This is a genomic window from Proteiniclasticum sp., assembly GCF_003514505.1.
In the GTDB taxonomy this organism is placed as follows: Bacteria; Bacillota; Clostridia; order Clostridiales; family Clostridiaceae; genus Proteiniclasticum.
Map to the genome: position 1 here is coordinate 13,870 of NZ_DOPX01000005.1, position 19,828 is coordinate 33,697.

The window sequence follows — 19,828 nt, forward strand, 5'->3', positions numbered from 1 at the left end:
TGGCACCTCCTAAAGGGATTTTGGGGACAAAGTAAGTGACAGTGCCTGTTCCACCGCATAGGCGATGTTCAGGATTTCCTGTTCCTTAAAATAGTCTCCCATAATCTGAAGTCCCAGCGGCAGCCCGTCCACATGACCTGAAGGCATGGAAAGGGCAGGAATGCCGGCGATGTTCACAGGCACGGTATAGATGTCATTGAGATACATCTGAAGGATGTCCTCTTTATTGTCTCCAATCTTAAAAGCCGGAGTAGGCGTTGTTGGAGAAATGATGGCATCATAGTTCTTAAAGATGCTGCTGTACTCCTCCTGAATGAGCTTTCGCACTTTCAGTGCCTTGGCATAATAGGCATCATAGTATCCAGCAGACAGCACATAGGTCCCCAGCATGATTCTTCTTTTCACTTCTGGACCAAAGCCTTCACTTCTGGACTTGGCGTATAGGTCCATGACATCCTCCAGATGTTCTGCTCTCTTTCCAAAGCGCACTCCATCGAATCTTGCCAGGTTTGAGGACGCTTCTGCAGAAGAAACGATGTAATAAACAGCCAGGGAGTAATGAGCCAGGTTCAGGTCAATGAAGTCCACTGTTGCCCCCAGGTCCTTCAGCACTTCAATGGTATCCATAAGGTTTTTACGGACTTTCTCATCCAGACCTTCTCCAAGAAAATCCTTGGCGATGGCAATTTTCTTTCCTCTGATGTCTTTATTGAGACCTTCATAAAGATTGACGGTTTCTCTTTTGTTCGTTGTGAAGTCCATGGTGTCATGGCCACTCACCGCTGTGGTGAGAAGCGCCAGGTCCTTCACATCCCGGGCAAAGGTCCCCACCTGATCCAGGGTGGATCCGAAGGCGGTGACGCCATATCTTGAAACATTGCCGTAGGTAGGCTTCAGGCCCAGAATCCCGCAGAAAGATGCCGGCTGTCTTACAGAACCGCCTGTATCTGTGCCCAATGATAGGGGCACTTCCATGGCAGCCACAGAAGCAGCGGATCCGCCTGAGGATCCCCCTGGAACTCTTTCCAGGTCGTGAGGATTTCTTGTGATTTTGTACGCACTGTATTCCGTGGAGGAGCCCATGGCAAACTCGTCCATGTTGAGCTTTCCAAGGATCACAGCACCTTCCTCTTTCAGCTTGGTGGTCACCGTCGCATCATAAGGAGCAATGTATCCTTCCAGGAACTTTGACGCACAGGTATTCTGCATACCCTTCACGGAGATGTTGTCTTTGATGCCCACTGGGATTCCCCCTAGAAGGGCATTCTTGTTTCCTTTTTCATCAAAGGCTCTGGCACTCTTTATGCTTTCTTCCCGGTCCACATAAAGAAAAGCACCCACTTTATCCTCCACCTGGTCCACTCTGTCCAGATGACTTTTTACGATTTCTTCACTGTTCACTTCGCCCTTTTTCAGAAGCTCTTTGAGTTCATGGGCTTTTAGACTGTATAATTCCATCTACGCTTCCTCCCGATCAATGACACTGGGCACTTTCAGGTAGTCTTCCACCCGTTCCGGCGCATTCATTAGAAAATCTTCTGAAGTGAGGGAGCTTTCCACCACATCTTCGCGATAAACATTTTCAATATACAGTGGGTTCACCAGCATCTCCACCGCATCGGTATCTACTTCATTCAGCTGGTCCACATATTTCAGGATGCTGTTGAGATCTTTCACAAGTCCCTCTGCTTCCTCTTCACTGACCCGAAGTCTAGCCAGCTCTTTAATATAATCCACGTCTTTTTTGGATACTGACATAGAGCACCTCCATTAAATTCTTTCCATAATCATGAGGAAGTTACAACCCGCTGTCATAACTTCCCCCAAAAAACCTTCTATTATTTTAGCATAAGATGACTTAATATACACCTGCAAGGAGAAAAATTAACTGAAGCAAGGCAAATACCAAAGCAAAAGCACTGTATCTCAAATAGCTGGGATATTTCCTGGAGTTGAGATAGAACCGTATACCCCAAATGAAAAGCCCAAGGAAAATGGACAAACTTAAAGGGAGATACGTATCAAAAACAGGCCAGGAAATGATCCGGTTGAGGTTCAGCACCGTAAGCACCAGGAGGAAAAGGATGACAATGAGCATGAACCAGCCCAGCCCCCCCAGAATCCATTCAGACTTCATTCGATTTTTCTGATGCTCATCCATGGCTTTCACCACTCATTTTTAGAAATTCTGCTTCTGTAAGAGTTTTCACACCAAGACTCTCTGCTTTGGTCAGCTTGGAACCTGCCTCTTCTCCATAGATCACAAAATCTGTCTTCTTTGAAACCGAAGAGGTGACTTTCGCACCAAGGGTCAGCAGCCTCTCTTCCGCATCTTTTCTCGTGAACTGCGTGAGTGTTCCCGTTAAGACCACGGTTTTTCCTGTAAACGGACTCTCCGTCACTACAGTCTCCTCATACTGCAAGGTGACATACTGAAGCAGTTTTCCGATTTCTTCCCGGATTTCTTCTGACTGAAAGAAGTTTAGAATACTTTCCGCCACAATCTCACCCACATCCGGCACCTGAAGAAGCTCCTCTTTCGTTGCCTTCATCACTTCCTCCAAGGTTTTGAACTTTGCTTCCAGATCTCTTGCTGTGGAGATGCCCACATTGGGAATGCCTAAGGAGTAGAGGAAAGCATGAAGAGGTCTTTCCCTGGATGCATCAATGGCACTGAGAAGGTTCTCTGCCTTCTTGTCCTTCACCTTGTCCAGACTGAGAAGGTCTTCTTTTGTCAACGTGTAGAGTCTTGAAAGCTCTTTCAGATCCAGCTTCTCAAAAAGCTGCTCTACAGTCTTCTCGCTGAGCCCTTCGATGTTCATGGCGTCTCTTCCTGAGAAATGCACAATGCTCTTGATGAGCTGAGGTTTGCAGGACAATGTATTCTCGCAGAAGTAATGCGCTCCATCCAGGATCAGAGGTGTACCGCAGGAGGGGCAGTGAGATGGCGGAAGGATCTCTTCCCTTTCTCTCTCCTCTTCCTCGTCAACGACCCCCATGATTTCGGGAATAACATCGTTGCTTCTTCTTACCAGCACGTTGGCTCCAAGATAAACGCCTTTTCGCGCAATATCATCCATGTTGTTGAGGGTGGCTCTTTTCACAGTGACACCGGACAGTTCCACAGGCTCCAGCACCGCTGTAGGATTCACCCGTCCGCTTCTTCCGACATTCCATTCCACAGACAGAAGCTTTGTCACTGCTTCTTCTGCCTCGAACTTGTAGGCAATGGCCCAGCGGGGGAACTTGATGGTATATCCCAGAAGATCTCTGGTCCGCATGTCATCGATGGCAATGACCACACCATCAATGTCAAAGTTTAGGGAGGAACGTTCTTCCTCAATTTCCCTGATATAGGATTCCAGGGTGACAAAATCGTCTGCTTCCTTAAAGTAGCCATCGGTGAGGAATCCCATTTCATGAATGAACTCTATCATATCCCGATAGGTTTCAAAGGGTGTCCCTTCCTTATATCCGATGTCATAGAAAAAAGCTGTGAGGTTTCTTCGTCTGGTCTCTTCCAGATTGAGATTCCGTAAAGCCCCTGCAGCACCGTTTCTCGTATTCTTCAGCGGAACTTCAGCCGTCTCATTGTAGATACGCAAGGCTTCTTTGGTCATCATAGCCTCGCCATGGATCTCCAGCACATCCTCTGAAGCGATCTTAAGAGGCACTGAATAGATGGTCTTCACCTGAGCGGTGACTTCTTCACCCAGCGCTCCATTTCCTCTGGTAGCCGCTGTTTCAAGAATGCCCTCCTGGTTATAGGTAAGATTCACCGTAAGCCCGTCAAATTTCCGGGTGACAATATACTTCACCGGTGGCAGCTTGTTCTCATGGTCTTTGTTGTACTCTTCCACAAAGGAAAGATTTCTTTCATGCCACTGGGAAAGTTCCAGAAGGCTCTGAGCCTTATCAAGGCTCCAGAGCTTCGCCAGATGCCTGTGTTTTGGCATGACGGAGAGCACTTCATCTCCAACCCTCTGTGTGGGAGAATAGGACAGCTGGTATCCAGTTTCCTTCTCCAGAGCCACCAGCCGGTCATAAAGGGCATCATACTCTTTGTCTGAAATGCTTGGCGCATCCAGCGTATAGTATTCCTTGGCATAGACATTGAGCTTCTCCACCAGAGACTCAATCTCTCTTTTCAGATCTTCCATAAAATCACTTCCAAAAAGGAAAGAAAGACAAACAGCTCTCTTTCCCTATCTCCTTTTCTTCCTATTTTTTATGCAAGCTCCAGAGGAGCAATGGACAGCATCAGGTTCTTGATGCCTTGGTTGTCAAAAGCGATGGTCACCTTCAGATCTCCCTTGGCATCCGCTGTGGCTACGACGGTGCCGACACCAAACTTCGGATGCTTTACCTTGGCACCGGGGACCACATCCGCCTGATCGAGGACTTTCTTATCCGGGAAATCCAGAATCTTCTTCGCATCCTCCAGGGCTTTCTCCACATTGTAGTCCACATACTTCATATTTTTGTCTTTATATTTGATGGTATGGGGATTCACATCCCGGTGATGCACTTTCTTTTCTTCGTTGAGATGTTCCTTGATGTTCGATGGAATATCCAGAATAAAATCAGACACCGGGTAGGACACCATGCGGCCAAAGACCATGCGGTTCTCCGCATAGGTCATATAGAGCTCCTCCATGGCTCGCGTGATTCCCACATAAGCAAGTCTTCTGGCCTCTTCCATCTCATTGGGGTCTGTAAGACAGCTGGCACTAGGGAAGAGCCCGTTCTCAAGCCCCACCATGAAGACCACCGGAAACTCCAGACCTTTGGCGCTGTGAAGGGTCATAAGGGTCACGCTGTCATCGGCTTCGTTATACTGGTCCACATCAGACACCAGCATCACAGACTCCAGGAACTCCTGGAGTGATGGCTCCTCAGCCTTCATTTCATACTCCAGCACCACATTGAGGAATTCTTCCAGATTCTCCACTCTGGATTCATCTTCTGGATTTTTGGAGGTTTCCAGCTCCTTCATATATCCGGAGGTTTTCAGGATATATTCCACCAGCTCTGACACCTTCATCTCCAGCTGTTTCTCGTTAAAGTCCAGAATCATCTCTCTGAACTTCACGACAGAAGCCTGGGTTCCAGCGGCAAGGAGACTATACTCCTCCAGATTCATGATGGTGTCAAATAAACTCTCTTCCTGATGGTTCGCATTCTCCTGGAGCTTCTCCACGGTGGTGTTTCCAATTTTTCTTTTGGGCACATTGATGATTCTACGTAAAGACACTTCATCAAAAGGATTGTTCACCAGGCGAAGATACGCCAGAAGATCTTTGATCTCCTTCCTGTCATAGAACTTCAGTCCGCCAATGAGTTTATAAGGCACCGCTTCCTGCATCAGGATATCTTCAAACTTTCTCGACTGGGCATTGGTCCTGTAGAGCACCGCCATCTCCTTGTAGTTTCTTCCTTCCCGATAGAGCCTCTGCATCTCACGGACCACAAAACGTGCTTCCTCGAAATCGTCGTAAGCCCGATAAATCTTGATTTTTCCGCCCTCATCCTTGGTTTTTTTCAGCGTCTTCTCTTTTCTGTCCCGGTTGTTTTTGATGACAGAGTTCGCCGCCGCCAGAATATTTCCCATACTGCGGTAATTCTTTTCCAGCTTCACCACCTTGGCATCGGGAAAATCCATCTCGAAATCCAGAATATTTCGGATGTCCGCGCCTCTGAACTGGTAGATACTCTGATCATCATCTCCCACCACGCAGATGTTCTGGTGGTCTTTTGTGAGAAGATTGATGAGCCTGTACTGGGCATGGTTCGTATCCTGATACTCATCCACCAGCACATAACGGAACTTTCTCTGATACTTTTCCAGAATCTCCGGGAACTTCTCAAAGATCTCCACGGTTTTCATGATGATGTCGTCAAAGTCCAGGGCATTGTTCTGCTTGAGCTTTTTCTGGTAAAGAATATAGGCATCTGCTACTTTATTCATGCGGAAATGGTACTCATATTTCTTTTTAAAGTCCAGTGGATTGAGCAAGGTATTCTTTGCCGTGGACACATGGGAAATGGCTTCTTTCTCGGTGAGATCCTTCTCATCCACAGAAAGCTCCTTCAGCACCTGCTTCATCAGGGACTTCTGGTCATAGCTGTCATAAATGGTAAAGTCCTTTTTGTAGCCTAAGGCCTCAATTTCTCTTCTGAGAATTTTGGCGCAGCTGGAGTGGAAGGTGGAGATCCACATATTGTCCGCAGTTTCTCCCACCAGAGAGCGCACTCTCTCTTTCATCTCACCAGCAGCTTTATTGGTGAAAGTGATGGCCAGAATCTCATAGGGCCTGATGTTCATCTCTTTCATCATATAGGCAATACGGTGGGTCAGCACTCGGGTCTTACCAGAGCCTGCTCCGGCAAGAATGAGAAGTGGTCCTTCTACGGTGGTGGTGGCCTCATACTGCTCTTCGTTTAAAAGTTTCTTTAAGTCCAAGGGGAATCCCTCCTTTTCTATCACTCATAATTATATCACAGAACTTGCTGCCTTATGAAGTTATAATTTGAACTTATGTTCTATTTTAAAGCACAAAAAAACCTAAACGACAGGCGTTTAGGCTCTCAAAATCGCTGCCCTCTGATAATTGGGGGGAACCAGAGGGAGTAAAAGGCTTTCATAAGACCGATTGGGGGGTGGTCTTATGTCAATAAAAAGGGGCTATTCATCTTTTTATTTGTCCTTACAGATATGATTATAATGCTATAAACTGTTCATTTTCAACGGTTTTTCAGAAGTTTCAGAGGATGGTATTTTGAAACCTTTACATTTTATGAAACGCAACCTGTAAACCATTAACTATTTTCATTTCGAAGCAGTGTCAGTTCTTCCTCCGTGAGCTCCCGGAACTCTCCTTCTTCCAGGTCTTCTGGCAGGGTCAAAGAACCAAAGGAAATCCGCTGAAGATATTCCACTTCATTTCCACGGGCATGCCACATTCTTTTCACCTGATGATATTTTCCTTCCCGAAGGGTCACATACACTTCCCGTCTGTCCTCTTCCCCTATGGAAAGACCTGCCGGCATGCATTTATAGCCATCTCCCAGCACAATGCCCTTTTCAAAGGCTCTGATGTCTTCTTCTTTGGCCTCTTCTTTCAGATAGGCATAATAGACCTTATCCACATGGTTTTTGGGAGACAGCAGCTTATGGTTCAGCTCTCCGTCATTGGTAAGAAGAAGAAGTCCTACAGTATCTTTGTCCAGCCTTCCTACCGGGGCAGGGTCAAAGGATTTATAGTCAAAAGGGAGAAGGTCCACCACCGTCTGGTCGTGGTTGTCAAAGGTGGCCGAGACCACCCCTTGAGGTTTGTTCATGAGAAGGTAGATGTATTTCCGGTAAAAAACTTCTTCTCCTTCAATGATGATCTTGTCTTCCTCCGGATCCACCTTCAGCCCCGGGTCTTTCACCAGTTCTCCTTCTACGGTCACCAGGTTCTTTTTGATTTTTTCTTTGATTTCTTTCCGGCTGCCATAGCCCATATTGGAGAGCACCTTATCAATTCTTTCTTTTGCCATATCCTATCCTCCTGTATCACATCTTAGAAATTTGTACCTGTGATTTGAGAAAGGCCCGGAAATATTCTTCCGGGCCTTTCTTCCAGGTTATTTCGTCTCTTACAGTCTTTCTTCCAGTTCTTTCTTCAGCTGTTCATATCCAGGCTTTCCAAGAAGAGCAAACATGTTCTTCTTGTAGTCTTCTACGCCAGGCTGGTCAAATGGATTGATCCCCAGCATATATCCGGAAACTGCATTAGCCAGTTCAAAGAAGTAGACCATATAGCCAAAGCTCTTTTCCTTTTTGTCCTTCAGTGTGAGAACAATATTCGGAACACCACCGTCAATGTGTGCAAGCAGTGTGCCCTTGAAGGCATTTTTATTCACTTCATCCATGGTCTTTCCAGCCAGGAAGTTCAGCCCGTCCAGATTGTCCTCGTTCTTCTCGATGGTGAAGCTGGAGTTCATTTCCTCCACGTTGATCACGGTCTCGAAAATGTTTCTCTTTCCATCCTGAATGAACTGTCCCATGGAATGAAGGTCTGTAGAGAAGTTCACAGAAGCTGGGAAGATCCCTTTTCCATCTTTACCGTGGCTCTCGCCGAAGAGCTGTTTCCACCATTCTGAGAAATAGGTGAGCTGTGGTTCGTAGTTCACGAGAATCTCGATGTCTTTTCCTCGGTTATACAGCGCTGTTCTTGCTGCCGCATAAGCGTAGCATTCATTCTCTTTCACAGAATCCTTCTGATAGTCCCCGTGAGCAAGCTTTGCGCCTTCCATCATTTCATCAATATCAATGCCGGCCACCGCAATAGGCAGAAGTCCCACTGGGGTCAGCACTGTAAATCTTCCTCCCACATCATCAGGTACGATGAAGGTCTCATATCCTTCTTCATTAGAAAGACTCTTGAGCGCTCCTCTTGCTTTATCGGTGGTGGCAAAAATTCTCTTGGCTGCCTCTTCTTTTCCATACTTCTTTTCCATAAAGTCTTTCATCACACGGAATGCCACTGCAGGTTCTGTGGTCGTTCCGGATTTACTGATGACGTTCACAGAGACCTCTTTTCCTTCCAGCATTTCCAGAAGATCATTGAGATAATCTCCGGAGATGTTCTGGCCGAGGAAATAAATTTCAGGCCCCTTTCTTTTTGCTTTAGGCAGTGCATTGTAGAAATGATGGCTCATCATCTCTATGGCTGCTTTTGCACCAAGATAAGACCCGCCGATGCCGATGACTACAAGCACATCAGAATCCTTTCTGATTTTCTCCGCCGCTTTCTTCACGCGGTCAAACTCTTCCTTGTCATAGTTCAGTGGAAGATCCACCCATCCCAGAAAATCATTTCCAGGACCGTTTTTTTCTCTCAAAAGTGTATGGGCAGCCTTCACCAGAGGATCCAGATACTCAATCTCGTGGCTTCTTATAAATCCGTCCAGTTTCTTCAAATCTACTTTTAACATAGGGTTTGCACCAACCTTTCATTTCTTTGGTTTATCAACATAATCTCTTTCATAGTATACCATAGGAAATTATAGCATTTTTTGAAGGCTTCTAAAATACAGCTTCCTTAATTTTAATCTTCCCGTGACAACAGGAGGATACTTTTGTTCTTACAATGCTTTTCACCGCATCTGCCCGCCTTCTTCTGCCAATGGTTTTTCCGCAGCTTGCACAAAGAAGAAGATACCCTTTCTTGGGGGAGAGTGCCACAAACTCCTTGAAATAGGTGTGGTCACTGATGCCAAGAGAGCGGCAGGCCTCCTTGAACACCTCATCATGATGGTGGTTCACCTGATCTCTCATGTTGACATAAAAATGGACATACTCATGAAGAATCACCTGCTCCACAATCTCCCTGCTGTAGGTTCCATCCAGAAGCTTTGCTGAGAAGCGGAAAGAATGGGGCTCCATCTTCCCGCCACGCATTCTGAAATAAAAAGACCCCATGGTTTTTTCCATCTTTGTGCTGATGACAACAGGCACCTTATCACAGGGAAATCCTTCTTTCTTTCCTGTTTCAGACAGAAGTTTTTTCACATCTTCCAGGGACCAGATTTTATTCATATGCCACCTTCTTCGCCTCTGTTATTTGATTTTCAAAATCAGATCCAAGGCATCTTCCAACTGTTCTTTCCCAACTTCCTCACCGTCTTTGATCATGCACTCCATGAGATTCTCCGTGACGATGATGTGGATGATTTTTTCTACGCTGGCCTTTACCGCTGCCAGCTGTATGACCACGTCCCTGCATTCCCGCTCCTCTTCCATCATTTTTACAATGCCGCGAAGCTGTCCTTCCGCACGGTTGACCCGGTTGATTAATTTTTTACGATCCACCAAAACACTTTCTCCTTTTTGTTTAGTATTCTCTTCCCATTATATCAAATCCGGAGGAGAAGTGGACAAAAAATGCACCTGAGGGGTATATTCCCATCCGGTGCATTTTCTCATCTGCTTTTAAAAATCAGCTTCAGCGCCTGCTCCACTTTGTCCCGCTGGTCTTCGGTGTTTTCTTCCGCCACGCAGGTCATCAGATTTTCAGTGACCATCAGTGCAATGACCTTATCAATACCCGCCTTCACAGCGGAAAGCTGAGTCACCACATCCTGACAGCTGCGGTCTTCTTCCAGCATTTTAGAAATGCCCCGAATCTGACCTTCCAGTCTGGAGAGCCTGTTGATATAGCTTTTCTTATCTTCCAAAGATCACATCACCCCTGTATGCGGACATGCCTCCCATCACATTGACTACCTTGAACCCGTTCTGAGCCAGGTATTTGGATGCCATGGCGGATCTTGATCCGGAGAAGCAGACCACATGGTATTCTTTGCTCTTGTCGAGCTTTCCTAGACTTGTTGGGATTTCTCCCAGTGGAAGGTGCTGTGCACCTTCGATGTGGCCGGACTCAAACTCATCGTCCTCCCGCACATCAAGAATGTTCAGGTTTCCTTTTCTCAGCAGCTGTTCAAACTCCATCATCATTACTGAATTAAACATAATTATATAATCTCCTCACTTTTTACCATACTATAAATGTTGAATGCGCCAGAAAGATTCATGGCTTTGTATCCTTTTTGTTTCAGCAGTCTTTCTGCCATATAGCTTCTCTGGGCACTGGCACAGCTGATCACAATGTCCTGATCCTTTGGGATCTCCGAAAGTCTGTCTCTTAGGCTGTTCAAAGGAATATTCACAAACCCTTTGATGGCTCCAGATCTTCTCACTTCGCTCTCATCACGGACATCCAGAAGAAATGCCCCTTCTTCTCTCTTCTTCGCCAGCTCATGCCACTGGATGTTGTCGGAGAAGCCTTCCACAATGTTGGTGGCCGCATAACCCAGCATGTTCACCGGATCCTTTGCAGAACCAAAAGGTGGTGCATAGGTGAATTCCAGCTCCATAAGATCCTCCACCGTGAGATGTCCCTTGATGGCGGTGGCAATGATGTCGATTCTCTTGTCCACACCCTTCTCGCCTACCCCCTGAGCCCCATAAATGGTGCCGTCTTCAGGATTAAAAAGAAGCTTCAGATAGATGCTGGTAGCTCCTGGAAAATATCCTGCATGATCATTGGCTGTGACATGGACTGCCTTATAGGTCTTTCCTGCCATCTTCAGCTGTCTTTCATTTAGACCAACAGATGCCCCAGATAGATGGAAGACTCTTACAATGGCTGTTCCGATGGAACCGCGGTTCTTTCTTCTATATCCGCTGATGACATCAGCCACTTGGCGTCCCTGACGGTTGGCTGGGTTTGCCAGCGGAATCATGGTGTCTTCTGAAAGAATCTGGTTCTTGACGATGATGGCATCCCCCACCGCATAGACATCTTTCACGCTGGTCTCATAGGACTCATCCACCAGGATTCCACCACGCATACCAAGGGCAATGCCTGCCGTCTGGGCTAATGTGTTCTCCGGAAGAACCCCCACAGACATGATGGTGAGATCGCTCTCAAGCTTCACGCCATTTTGGAGCTCCACTACGTTTCCTTCTTCCAAAAAGCCGCTGGCAGCAACTCCAGTATATACATCAATACCATTTTTCTTCAGTTCCTTCTGAATGAACATGGCCATTTCCTCATCAAAAGGTGGCAGGACATGAGGAGCCATCTCTACCACGGAAACGTGCAGTCCCTGTTGCTTCAGAGCCTCTGCCATTTCAAGGCCAATAAATCCTGCCCCGATGACCACAGCTTTCTTTGGATGATTTTCTGCAATGTACTTGGTCACTGCATCCACATCGGGTACATTTCTCATGGTGAACACATTCTTTGCTTCCTGAAGACCAGGTGTATTGGGAACAAAAGGTCTCGCTCCGGGAGAAAGAATCAGCTTGTCATAGGACAAAGCATACTCCCCATCCTTACTTCTGACATGGATCTCTTTCTTGTCACCATCAATGGCTACTGCTTCTGAGTTCACTCGAACGTCCAGATTGAATCTCGCTTTCAGTCTGTCTGGGGTCTGCACCAGAAGGTTCTCTCTTTTTGTGATCTCACCAGATACAAAATAAGGCAGTCCACAGTTGGCAAAAGAAACATAGGGTCCCTTTTCCAGTATGATGATTTCCGCATCCTCCTGCAGTCTTCTCAGCCTTGTTGCCGCTGACATTCCACCTGCTACGCCACCTACAATTACAATTCTCATGTTTACTTTCTAGCTCCTTTCCACATCATCATGCCACCCTTAACATTGGTTGCATCTACGCCCATCTTGGTGAGCTTTTTCGTTGCCTGGGTGCTTCTTGCGCCTGACGCGCAGATCACATATACCGGACCTTTTCCTGAATAGGTGTCAATGGTTCCAAGGGGCACATTTTTTGCTCCAGGAATATGGCCGTTTTTAAACTCATACGGCTCTCTCACATCAAGGATCACCGGTTTCTCTTTCAATATACTTTGCAGCTCATCGGTGGTGACAGATTTGATTTTTGTAAAAAACATTCTTCATTCCCCTTTATCTATATCTTTTAAACTCTACAATTTCACGCCAAAAGGATACCCCCTCCCGGCATATTGAATAATACCATAGGGGGGTATCCTTTGTAAAGACCATTTACAAAAAAAATAAAAAATAAAAAGAAGGGGTCACCCCCTCTTTTAAAAAATCCATAGGATCAGTGCTGCAGAGCCTCCGCCCACAAGAAGCCCTCCAAGAACCTTATACACGGTTTCTTTTCTGAGTCTTTTCTTTCGCTCCACTGGATCCATCGGGTCCATTTTTCTTCCTTCCATGAACTCCAGAATCTCTTCGTAGGTCTCCACCTGATGAATCTTCTTTTCTCTCTCCACCAGAAGCGACGACGCAATCATCAGCAGGGCGAAGATTACCAGAGGAACCATGAAATAAACACTCACCCGTTTCACAAAAGGCATCATAGATACCATAAGCACAAAGAACAGTATCATGGCATAGCTGCCCCATTTCATTTTTTCACTGACCACTTTTTCTTTCATTTCTTCCACGTCTCCTTTAATCAGCTCATCCAAAGAGATGGAGAAAATCTCTGACAAAAGCAAGAGACTATGAAGATCCGGATAGCTCTTCCCATTTTCCCAGCTGGAGATGGTCTGCCTGGACACATACACCCTCTCTGCAAGCTCTTCCTGGGAAGATCTGATTTTTTTCCGGTTCATCCGTATCTGTTCACTGATATTCATGTTCATTCTCCCTTCTCGTTGAAGTCTGTTTTCAGGATACTTCTATTGTACTATTTTTGCTGTCAAAATCCTTTGAAATCTATGGAAAATGAGGTGTCAAAACATCTTTACACTCCATTTTTCTCAAGATCTTACGATTTTCATTCAGAATTCCATTTATATGGAGCACGTGAATCCTCAGTCCATTTTCTCTGGCTCCTTCTATAATATCCATATCCATCTCTTTGTTCTTGTCTCCAGAAGATTTTTTTCAGCATAACAGATGCCCTTTGTTCTTTCTTTGTCAAAATCAATTCTAATTGTATTTTCATTATCAAAATAGTACACTGAATCTAAGAAAAAGATGAATCCATGGATGATACTTTGTATATCCTTAACGAGGAGTGAATCATATGACAACAAAAGAAAAAAAATGGATGCTGCCTTTCCTGCTGATACTGATCTTACTGATCACTGGATGCGCCTGTGAGAAGACAGAAAGCCCCGGTACTCCAGGTACAACGACTAATGAAGAATCCCCATCCACTCCGGAGGGAGAAGGAGAAAATGAGGAGAATCCTTCCCCTTCTGAAGACGCCCCTGTGGTCTTCTCCAACCCTTTTTTCGAAGAAAAAATCAAAGAGGAACTGGGTAAAGACACCGTTCTACAGAGCGACCTTGACACCATTACTGGCTTCGCAGTATCTGCAGACGAATTTATTTTCCTTTGGGGAGAAGGACGTTCCCAGAAAAGCATCATCCACTTCTATGAGGATGAGTTCGAATATGAAGGTGTCCGCTACAAAGGTTATGGCACATTGACGTCACTAGAAGATCTCAAGCACTTCAAGAATCTGAAAACCCTGGCCATTACTCTTCAGCCGGACATTGATTATGCCACTCTACCCGAAGAGGTCCTGAAAAACCTCACCACCCTGTGGATTTATCAAAGTAAAGTTTCTGATATCTCCTTCCTGACGAAAGCAGAAAATCTCGGAGTGCTCAGAGTCAACACCAACAATGTGACAGATCTCACCCCGGTGAAAGACCTGAAAAACCTGAAAAGACTCATTGTGGACTGGAATGCCGTGGAAGATCTTACTCCGCTCACAGGACTCACCGGACTCATTGAATTCAGTGCTTATGGGAATAAAATCAAAGATCTGTCTCCCTTGTCGGGACTCACAAATCTGGAAACCCTGTCCCTTTATGACAATGAAGTGGAGAATCTGGAACCTCTTACCACTCTGACGAACTTAAAAGAGCTGGAACTGATTTCCAACAACATCAAAGACGTTTCTCCTCTAAAGGACTTCACCTCCTTCGAGTCTCTCAGGCTAAATGGAAACCCCATTGAAAACATCGAACTTCTCAGCCATATTGAAGCTCTGGAGTTTCAGCCCTGATCCCTTACTCCGGAAGCTGTGTTTTTCACAGCTTCTTTTTTTTTGCAGCGTCCCAAGGGAAAGCGATCTCAAGGGGGAATAATTCTTGAGGAAGTTCCGGCTTCCCATAGATAATATACTATTTTCTTTGTATACTTAAGGTAAGCTCCATGTTTTTTCAAGAACTCCCGTACATACTCACTTTTCAAGAAAAAATATGGCGATTACATGGAAAGGAGCCCAAGGTCTTTTTTTTGAGTCACTATTTCACTTCTGTTTATAGTAAATGCTCAATTTTAACCTTGGATATCGACGATGATGGAACTGGATCAGCGGGTCATAACTCTTCAAAAAAGCTCTTCCTTGGAGAAGGAAGACTTCATAAAGGAATTCACTCCTTTCATTCTCTCCACTGCCTCCCAGAGAATCGGCAGATATGTTGAGGTGGAGAATGACGAAGTTTATTCAGTGGCCCTTCAGAGTTTCTATAAAGCCATTCTGAGCTTTCAGGAGGAGAAAGGACACTTTCTTCCGTTCGCAAAGCTTCTCATAGACAGAGACCTTTTAAACCATTTAAAAAAAGAAAAGCCCTTGGAACCTTCGGTGGATGAGATTTCTTTCCCAGAGCCTCAGGAAGAGCTTCTGGATCATCTTCTATTGAAAGAAGAAATAGCCATATTTGTAGAGAATCTAAACCGGTTCGGTATCCAGCTGGAAGATCTAGTGGATCTTGTACCAAAGCATCAGGACACCAAAGAAAAAGCAAAAACTCTAGCTTTTTCCCTGTCAGAAGATGAGGATCTCATGAATATCATCTTTAAGAAATATACACTGCCCATGACCAGGATCTCGTTGAAGTATCAGATTTCACGTAAAATCCTTTATGGTAGCCGGGAATATATCCTGAGTATTCTGGTGGTTCTGAAAAATAATCTGACACTTCTTCATAAATGGGTCTAAGTTGTACCCTAAAAATAATCACTCCTTTGTATTTATATAACAGAGGAGTGATTATTTTATGTTTGAAGGAATTGTTCTAAAAGTAACCAGTGAATACTCTATCGTCAAAACCAAATCTGAATACCTGAGAATCTATACGAAAAATTTCATGGAACCAGGACAAAAAATATACTTTACAAATGAAGACATTATTCATACAACTGCCGCTAAAAAGAAGCCCGCTTCTTACCTTCTGCGCTATGGTGCTGCAGCGGCACTGGCTGTCCTGCTTCTTTCTTCTCCACTTTTTGAGAAAAAGAGCGCATATGCGGCAAAGCTTCTTGTGGAAGTCAACCCCAGTATTCTTCTTGAACTGTCCCAGGATGGTCTCGTAGAAGAAGCCCTTCCTTATAATGAGGATGCTTCCTTGCTTCCTCTTGACCGTTACAAAGACCTTCCTGTGGAAGAAGCCATCGAAGAAATCCTTCAGGATGCTGTGAATGAAGGACTTCTCAATCTGAATGATGAGGAAGAAGACTTTGTGATTCTCACAGAAATACTCTCCTCAGAGGAACGGATCTCGGAGGGAATATACGCCCAGCTGGAAGAGAGAGCCCTTCTTGGTGAACTGCTTTCTGAAACCAGCGTTGTGTTCACCACAGCCTCTGAAGACCTTCTGAAAGAGATGCAAAATGAAGGAAAAGCCCTTGGTCTCATGAGACTGAGAGAAGAATTCAACCTTGGACCCGATGAAAAACTCGGAGATTTCTTTAAAGACCCGGTAAGACGGGAAGCTTATAAAGAACAGAAAAGACTTCTAAAGCGCGATTCTTTAGAAGAGGATGAGACTCTTATAGAGGACCTTCCGGAAGAGATTGAAGAGGCCTTCAAAGAACAGCTTGCCCTCTTCAAAACATCCATCGATGAAGTGAAAGCAGCTAGAAAAGCCTACCAGGAAGCTAGAAAGTCTGGCGATGAAAAAGCCATAGAGGATGCGCTTACCGCATTGAAGGCGGCAGAAGAAAAGAAAGCACAAATGGAAGCGCTGAAAGATCAGCTGGAACAGGCGAAACTACCAGAAGAAAACTCCGAAACCCCTGAAGAAGATCCGGAGAACACTGAACCTACTACAGAGAAACCTGGCAATAATGGTACTGTACCGGTAAAACCAGAAACACCTGGTAACAGCGGAAACTCCACTGGTAAACCTGAAGCTCCAGGAAAAGAAGAGAATCCGGAAACACCCTCAAACTCAGGAAAGAAACCGGAGCAAAATCCTAACTCCACCGGGAGTCAAGGAAACCCTCCTGTAGACAACAAACCAGAAAAACCTGGAACACCCCCATCTGACAATAACGGTAAACCACCTGCCAAAGATGCACCAGGTAAAAACAAATAGAAATCTCTCAACCAGCAGAGTTCTTATTAAGCACAAGGCAATTATGCTGTACGAGATGACACATCTAGGGAGGAACGAACGATGATTTACGCAAATACCGATAAAGAAATCATGGATGAAATCAAGAAGAAAGCCATCGAAATCTTTGCGGCTAAAGGATATGCAGCTACAAAAATCTCTGATATTGCAGACAGCCTTTCCATATCCCGAGGCCCCATTTATTACTATTTCCAGGATAAATTCGGGCTGTATACCTCAGCCTACAATCATTTTGAAGAAGAACTGATGAAAATCCACAAGGAAATATTCAGTACGAAGGATGATTTCCAGACCAAAATGGAGCGTCTGATTTTTGAGTTTTCCAAGCACATCTCTCTCTTTGGGCACAATTTTTTCTTCCGGATCAAAGAAATTCCAGAACTTCATGAAATCAATGTACGTTACGAAAAAATGAACACTCTCTTCTACGAAGAAAAATGTGCCCTCATCAGAGAGGAGCAGGAAAATGGAACCCTCAGCACATCTCTTTCTCCAGATGAAATTGTGAAAGGTGTTTATCTCATTTATCTTGGTATTTTGGAAGCTCTGAACTCAGAACTCTTGTCAAGAGATCAGGAAGAAGAGATCAAAGATTGGATACATCTTCTCTTTGAAGGATTACATAAGAAAATGAGATCAAATTAATTGCATCGTATAAAAACCATAGTACTTCTTCAGGGAAGAAGAAGTACTATGGTTTTTCCTTTGTGATTTACTTTTTTTACTCCTAGAAGGAGCGCTTCTCATAGCCTTTTAAGGAGAACAGGACAGAAGCGCCCTGCACGATGCTCCATACAAGAAAAGCAAAAAGAAGCACAAGACCAAAAGACTCCCGGAAGAAAGTCTCAGCATTCAGAAGAAAAGAATGTGGCACCTTATCGAGAAAACCAGACAAAACCACAAAGACTCCGCCAAGGAGCATAAAAGGCAGGTACGAAACCGTCTTGGCTTTCATATAGCCCAGCTTGAAAAAAAGCGGAAACTGAAAAGCCTGCATCAGACTGAAGATCAAGAACAGCCCCAGCAGCATCGCCACTGCTTCTTTAAACTCAAAAGGCAGTGACAGCAAAAGAGATAATAAGAAGGACAAAAGCAGACCAAAAAGGATACCGATGAGATTCATGGAAAAAGCCCACAGATATCTTCCTAGAACCACTTCCTTTCTGGTAAGTCCAAGAATCCGATAAAGAGGATCTATGCCGTTCTGCTCCCCCACCGCAAAAGGATAACTCAGATAAATGGTGACAAAGACGCTGACAATGGACAGTGGAATCAGAGTGTTCTTGTTGACAAAGGCGAGAAAAAAAGTGACACCCAGCACAATGAGCAGATTTTTCATCGTCAGATAAGGTTTTATGGTTTTATAGTCCAGCACTGCTACTTTAAGAATCATGACTTATTACCTCCCCTATGAAAGTAGATGATGAGTTCATCCAATGAGACAGGTTCTATAAGAACCCCTTTTGGAAGGTCCACAGCTTCTTCCTTCTTCACAAGTGCTTCAAACCCCACACTGTTTTTCTTCAGTCCGATGAGATGGACATGGGATAGAAGAGGAAGATCAGAAAGGCCTCCTTTCAGAAGTCCATAGGCTTCCATCAGGTCTTCTTTAGGACCCGCATAAAGAATTTCTCCATGAAGAATGAACACAATATAATCTGCAATGGATTCCAAATCCTTTGTAATATGAGTAGAAAACAGCACACTATGGTTTTCCTCAGATACAAACTCCTGCAAAAGTTCACAGATTTCTTCCCTTGCCACAGGGTCCAGACCACTGGTGGGCTCGTCAAGAATGAGTAGCTCTGCTCCATGGGATAAGGAAATGGAAACCGAGAGCTTCACTGTCATACCTCTGGACAGTTCCCGGACTTTCAAAGACTTGGCAATGCCAAACCTGTCCAGAAGGCTTTTGAATCTATCCCCATCCCAGGTGCTGTAAAAGGGCATCACCACATTCTCCACATCTTGGATGGTCCAGTCTTTCACAAGATACGGGGTATCCATGACAACCCCTACCTTCTCCAAAGTGTTTTTGCCTTCATTCCTCTTTTCTCCCAAGAGCTCAATGGTGCCTCCATCAGGTTTTATAAAGGACAAAATGGATTTGATGGTGGTGGTCTTTCCTGCACCATTGGGCCCGATAAATCCTGTGATATAGCCCTTGGGCACTTCAAAAGATACGCCTTTCAATGCAAAGGAAGGGTAGGTTTTTATAAGGTTTTCTACTTTTATCGCATTACTCATTCTTTTCCGCCTCCATTAACGTTTGAATGATCTCCATAAACTCCGTATCATCCAGATTCATCTTCTCTTTGAGTGCCAGAGCTTCAAAAATCAGGTTCTCCATATTTCCCATGAGCTTTTCATAGACCAGCTCCTGATTCTTAGGCAACACATAGCAGCCCTTCCCTTGAACGTTCACCACATATCCTTCTTCCTCCAGATCCTTATAAGCTCTGGTGGTGGTAATGACGCTGACTTTCAGCTCCTTCGCCAGCTGCCGGATGGACGGAAGCTGTGTGTCTTCTCTCAGCTCATCGGAAAGAATGGCATCGATGATCTGCAGTTTGATCTGTTCATAGATCGGTACAGTAGACCGGTTTGATATGATGATTCTCAAAGCTTCTCCCCCTTTCACTATGTACACATATATACAGTAATACCAGTATGAACTTTTGTCAATAGAAAAACCTCACTCCATATTTTAAAGTGAGGTTTTTTCTTATGAAAGTCAAACAGTAGGAGCCAAAGTAGAAACCGCTCCGGATGTTTGATTCTTTTCACTACCCAAAGAAATTGAGAAGCACTCCGGCTGCAATGGCAGAGCCGATGACACCCGCCACATTGGGACCCATGGCATGCATGAGAAGGAAGTTTGATGGATCCTCTTCCTGGCCTAC

22 protein-coding genes are annotated in these 19,828 nt (G+C 44.9%); 4 read left to right on the top strand and 18 right to left on the bottom strand.

Features of this window, described 5'->3' with window-relative positions; translation table 11 throughout:
• Window positions 1-9 precede the first annotated feature (9 nt).
• From gatA to DEF30_RS00830, 14 genes are all read right to left on the bottom strand, one after another.
• The gene (gene gatA, locus DEF30_RS00765) at window positions 10-1,458 is read right to left on the bottom strand and encodes an Asp-tRNA(Asn)/Glu-tRNA(Gln) amidotransferase subunit GatA (protein ID WP_294095232.1); all 1,449 of its coding nucleotides are present in this window, start codon (window positions 1,456-1,458) and stop codon (window positions 10-12) included.
• The gene (gene gatC, locus DEF30_RS00770) at window positions 1,459-1,758 is read right to left on the bottom strand and encodes an Asp-tRNA(Asn)/Glu-tRNA(Gln) amidotransferase subunit GatC (protein ID WP_031577468.1); all 300 of its coding nucleotides are present in this window, start codon (window positions 1,756-1,758) and stop codon (window positions 1,459-1,461) included.
• 100 nt (window positions 1,759-1,858) lie between these two features.
• Window positions 1,859-2,161 carry a hypothetical protein gene (locus tag DEF30_RS00775; RefSeq protein WP_294095236.1) on the bottom strand — a complete coding sequence of 101 codons (303 nt, stop codon included), beginning with the start codon at window positions 2,159-2,161 and terminating at the stop codon, window positions 1,859-1,861.
• On the bottom strand, window positions 2,154-4,160 hold the full coding sequence (gene ligA / locus DEF30_RS00780) for an NAD-dependent DNA ligase LigA (protein ID WP_294095239.1): 2,007 nt from the start codon (window positions 4,158-4,160) through the stop codon (window positions 2,154-2,156). Before ligA ends, DEF30_RS00775 begins: the two co-directional genes overlap by 8 nt.
• A gap of 68 nt (window positions 4,161-4,228) precedes the next feature.
• Window positions 4,229-6,463 (bottom strand): DNA helicase PcrA, encoded by a 2,235-nt coding sequence (gene pcrA / locus DEF30_RS00785; protein ID WP_294095242.1) that lies wholly within the window; start codon window positions 6,461-6,463, stop codon window positions 4,229-4,231.
• Between the two features lie 356 nt (window positions 6,464-6,819).
• Window positions 6,820-7,542, bottom strand: coding sequence for a pseudouridine synthase (locus DEF30_RS00790; RefSeq protein WP_294095244.1), 723 nt, complete (start codon window positions 7,540-7,542; stop codon window positions 6,820-6,822).
• A 99-nt stretch (window positions 7,543-7,641) separates the two neighbouring features.
• Window positions 7,642-8,982, bottom strand: a complete 1,341-nt coding sequence (locus DEF30_RS00795; protein ID WP_294095247.1) for a glucose-6-phosphate isomerase — start codon at window positions 8,980-8,982, stop codon at window positions 7,642-7,644.
• A 91-nt stretch (window positions 8,983-9,073) separates the two neighbouring features.
• A complete protein-coding gene (locus DEF30_RS00800; RefSeq protein WP_294095249.1) occupies window positions 9,074-9,586 on the bottom strand; it encodes a SprT-like domain-containing protein in 513 nt (170 codons plus the stop codon).
• Between the two features lie 21 nt (window positions 9,587-9,607).
• Window positions 9,608-9,859 carry a metal-sensing transcriptional repressor gene (locus tag DEF30_RS00805; protein ID WP_083422708.1) on the bottom strand — a complete coding sequence of 84 codons (252 nt, stop codon included), beginning with the start codon at window positions 9,857-9,859 and terminating at the stop codon, window positions 9,608-9,610.
• Between the two features lie 110 nt (window positions 9,860-9,969).
• Window positions 9,970-10,224, bottom strand: coding sequence for a metal-sensing transcriptional repressor (locus DEF30_RS00810; RefSeq protein WP_074911795.1), 255 nt, complete (start codon window positions 10,222-10,224; stop codon window positions 9,970-9,972).
• A complete protein-coding gene (locus tag DEF30_RS00815) occupies window positions 10,214-10,519 on the bottom strand; it encodes a rhodanese-like domain-containing protein (RefSeq protein ID WP_074911796.1) in 306 nt (101 codons plus the stop codon). The genes DEF30_RS00810 and DEF30_RS00815 overlap by 11 nt, the downstream gene beginning before the upstream one ends.
• A 2-nt stretch (window positions 10,520-10,521) precedes the next feature.
• A complete protein-coding gene (locus DEF30_RS00820) occupies window positions 10,522-12,171 on the bottom strand; it encodes an FAD-dependent oxidoreductase (protein WP_294095291.1) in 1,650 nt (549 codons plus the stop codon).
• 2 nt (window positions 12,172-12,173) lie between these two features.
• A complete protein-coding gene (locus DEF30_RS00825) occupies window positions 12,174-12,467 on the bottom strand; it encodes a rhodanese-like domain-containing protein (RefSeq protein WP_294095293.1) in 294 nt (97 codons plus the stop codon).
• A gap of 156 nt (window positions 12,468-12,623) precedes the next feature.
• Entirely contained in the window at window positions 12,624-13,184 is a 561-nt protein-coding gene (locus tag DEF30_RS00830) for a helix-turn-helix transcriptional regulator (protein ID WP_294095296.1), read from the bottom strand.
• A gap of 392 nt (window positions 13,185-13,576) precedes the next feature.
• On the opposite strand from DEF30_RS00830, the gene DEF30_RS00835 reads away from it, so the two are divergent.
• The 4 genes from DEF30_RS00835 to DEF30_RS00850 all read left to right on the top strand — a co-directional run bounded on the left by DEF30_RS00835 (window position 13,577) and on the right by DEF30_RS00850 (window position 17,570).
• The gene (locus DEF30_RS00835; protein WP_294095299.1) at window positions 13,577-14,569 is read left to right on the top strand and encodes a leucine-rich repeat domain-containing protein; all 993 of its coding nucleotides are present in this window, start codon (window positions 13,577-13,579) and stop codon (window positions 14,567-14,569) included.
• Window positions 14,570-14,863: 294 nt separating this feature from the next.
• Window positions 14,864-15,508 (top strand): sigma factor, encoded by a 645-nt coding sequence (locus DEF30_RS00840; RefSeq protein WP_294095301.1) that lies wholly within the window; start codon window positions 14,864-14,866, stop codon window positions 15,506-15,508.
• Window positions 15,509-15,566: 58 nt separating this feature from the next.
• On the top strand, window positions 15,567-16,886 hold the full coding sequence (locus tag DEF30_RS00845; protein ID WP_294095304.1) for an anti-sigma factor domain-containing protein: 1,320 nt from the start codon (window positions 15,567-15,569) through the stop codon (window positions 16,884-16,886).
• A gap of 81 nt (window positions 16,887-16,967) precedes the next feature.
• On the top strand, window positions 16,968-17,570 hold the full coding sequence (locus DEF30_RS00850) for a TetR/AcrR family transcriptional regulator (protein ID WP_074911804.1): 603 nt from the start codon (window positions 16,968-16,970) through the stop codon (window positions 17,568-17,570).
• Between the two features lie 82 nt (window positions 17,571-17,652).
• Here the strand turns inward: DEF30_RS00850 and DEF30_RS00855 are convergent, their stop codons facing one another.
• From DEF30_RS00855 to DEF30_RS00870, 4 genes are all read right to left on the bottom strand, one after another.
• Window positions 17,653-18,318, bottom strand: coding sequence for an ABC-2 transporter permease (locus tag DEF30_RS00855; protein ID WP_074911805.1), 666 nt, complete (start codon window positions 18,316-18,318; stop codon window positions 17,653-17,655).
• A complete protein-coding gene (locus tag DEF30_RS00860; RefSeq protein ID WP_294095312.1) occupies window positions 18,315-19,172 on the bottom strand; it encodes an ABC transporter ATP-binding protein in 858 nt (285 codons plus the stop codon). The genes DEF30_RS00855 and DEF30_RS00860 overlap by 4 nt, the downstream gene beginning before the upstream one ends.
• Complete coding sequence (locus DEF30_RS00865) at window positions 19,165-19,548, bottom strand: GntR family transcriptional regulator (protein ID WP_294095317.1); 384 nt, start codon at window positions 19,546-19,548, stop codon at window positions 19,165-19,167. The genes DEF30_RS00860 and DEF30_RS00865 overlap by 8 nt, the downstream gene beginning before the upstream one ends.
• Window positions 19,549-19,711: 163 nt before the next feature.
• The coding region (locus DEF30_RS00870) for a sodium ion-translocating decarboxylase subunit beta (RefSeq protein ID WP_294095319.1) at window positions 19,712-19,828 on the bottom strand (117 nt) is incomplete at its 5' end.